The following is a 1,889-nucleotide window of genomic DNA, read 5'->3' on the forward strand; positions in this document are numbered from 1 at the left end:
CGGGCATGATTAATACAATCGAGAAGACAATGACGCAGGCACAAGCTGAGCGTAGTTTTGTCGGTGAGACAAAGAAAATTGGTATTTTAGGTGGCACGTTCAATCCACCACACTTGGGACATCTGGTGATTGGCGAACAAGTCGCTGAACAGCTTGGCTTAGATAAGGTTTACTTTATGCCAAATGCTAAGCCACCACATGTTGATCCCAAAGGGGCAATCGATCCCTTGCATCGTGCCAAAATGGTGCAAGCGGCCATTGCAGGGAACAGTCATTTTGGCTTGGAACTGCTGGAAGTGCAGCGAGGTGGTAAGAGTTATACGTACAACACCATGTTGCAATTGAAAGTTGAGCACCCTAATTATGAATACTATTTCATTATCGGCGGTGATGAAGTCGCCTATCTGAAAACATGGTATCGCATTGATGACTTGTTGAAGTTAGTGAATTTTGTCGGGGTTAATCGACCAGGACAACCACGAGAATCGGATTATCCCGTGAAATGGGTTGAGGTGCCAAACCTTGAAATCAGTTCAACGGATATTCGAAAGCGAATTGCGACCAAGCAGTCGGTTCGCTACTTGCTACCAGATATGGTAGCAGCCTACATTGTAGAAAACGGGTTATACATGGATGACAAACGAGATGATTTATCGGGGCCGGTACTATAACGGGTCACGAGCAAGTTTAGTCGCAGCCGCACAAGCTGCTATGTCTGATTATCGTTTCCAACACGTCCTACGTGTGGAGGAAATGGCAGTTCGGCTAGCAGACAAGTGGGACGTTGATGCAGAGTTGGCTTCTGTGGCAGCTTTGACGCACGATTACGCCAAGGAACGCTCAGATGCTGACTTCTTGGCAAAGATTGCGGAAAAGCAATTGGATCCGGATTTGGTTAATTGGGGGAATAACGTTTGGCACGGTATCGTTGGCGCAGAAATGGTCAAGGATGAGCTGGGCATTCAAAACGAAGATATCCTAACGGCAATTCGTCAGCACACAACAGGTGCACCTTATATGACGACGCTGAGCCAAATCATTTATATGGCAGATTATATTGAAGCAGGGCGTGATTTTCCAGGGGTCGAAGAAGTTCGATCTTTGGCGTTTGATGACCTTGCAGCTAGTGTGGGATGGCAGACAGGCCACACGCTAGCGTACCTCATTGAAAAGCGCGTGCCGGTTTATCCGGGAACGCTTTTGACTTACAACGCATGGAGTGTAGAGAAGTAATGGAAAACAAAGTAAACGAAATGTTGGAAGTAGCTGTTAAGGCCGCTGATCAAAAGCGCGCTGAAAACTTGATGGCTTTGGACATTCACGAAATTAGCTTGGTGGCAGATGCCTACCTTATTTTGGATGCCCCAACGCAACGCCAAGTTTTGGCGATTGTTGATGAAATCGAAGACAAGATGGCTGAAGCAGGATTCGAGTTGCAACGCCACGAAGGTCGTCGTGAAGGTGAGTGGGTTTTGATGGACTTTGGTGACTTGTTTGTCCACGTCTTCAAGGATGAAATGCGCCAATTCTACAATTTGGAAAAGTTGTGGGGCGCTGCACCTGAAATTGATATTGACCAATGGATTGTTAAGGAAGAGTTCTAATGAATTATCAAACTTTTGCGAAGTTGTATGATGACCTGTTCGATGAGGATGCTTATGCTGATTGGTTCCAATACGCCACGAAGTTCATTAAGAACAAAGATGGTAAGTTATTGGAGTTAGCGGGTGGTGCTGGTCGATTGGCCATTCAATTAAAGAAGGCTGGATACGAAGACGTTACGGTCTTTGATTTATCAACTGAAATGTTGGCTTTGGCAGCACAACATGCGCAAGAAGCAGACATGATGTTGCCACTAATTGAAGGCGATATGCGTGAATGGTCAGATT

Annotated in this window: 4 protein-coding genes; all 4 read left to right on the plus strand. The window is 45.9% G+C overall.

Features of this window, described 5'->3' with window-relative positions; all coding sequences use genetic code 11:
* Positions 1 to 5 precede the first annotated feature (5 nt).
* The gene (locus WEIDD23_RS04170; RefSeq protein ID WP_010373533.1) at positions 6 to 671 is read left to right on the plus strand and encodes a nicotinate-nucleotide adenylyltransferase; all 666 of its coding nucleotides are present in this window, start codon (positions 6 to 8) and stop codon (positions 669 to 671) included.
* Positions 634 to 1,233, plus strand: coding sequence for a bis(5'-nucleosyl)-tetraphosphatase (symmetrical) YqeK (yqeK, locus tag WEIDD23_RS04175; RefSeq protein WP_029237488.1), 600 nt, complete (start codon positions 634 to 636; stop codon positions 1,231 to 1,233). Before WEIDD23_RS04170 ends, yqeK begins: the two co-directional genes overlap by 38 nt.
* Positions 1,233 to 1,604, plus strand: coding sequence for a ribosome silencing factor (gene rsfS, locus WEIDD23_RS04180; RefSeq protein WP_010373537.1), 372 nt, complete (start codon positions 1,233 to 1,235; stop codon positions 1,602 to 1,604). The genes yqeK and rsfS overlap by 1 nt, the downstream gene beginning before the upstream one ends.
* On the plus strand, positions 1,604 to 1,889 hold a 286-nt coding region (locus WEIDD23_RS04185; protein WP_156469567.1), incomplete at its 3' end, for a class I SAM-dependent methyltransferase. The genes rsfS and WEIDD23_RS04185, both read left to right, overlap by 1 nt.

The sequence above is a fragment of the Weissella sp. DD23 genome (assembly GCF_001579105.1).
In the GTDB taxonomy this organism is placed as follows: Bacteria; Bacillota; Bacilli; order Lactobacillales; family Lactobacillaceae; genus Weissella; species Weissella cibaria.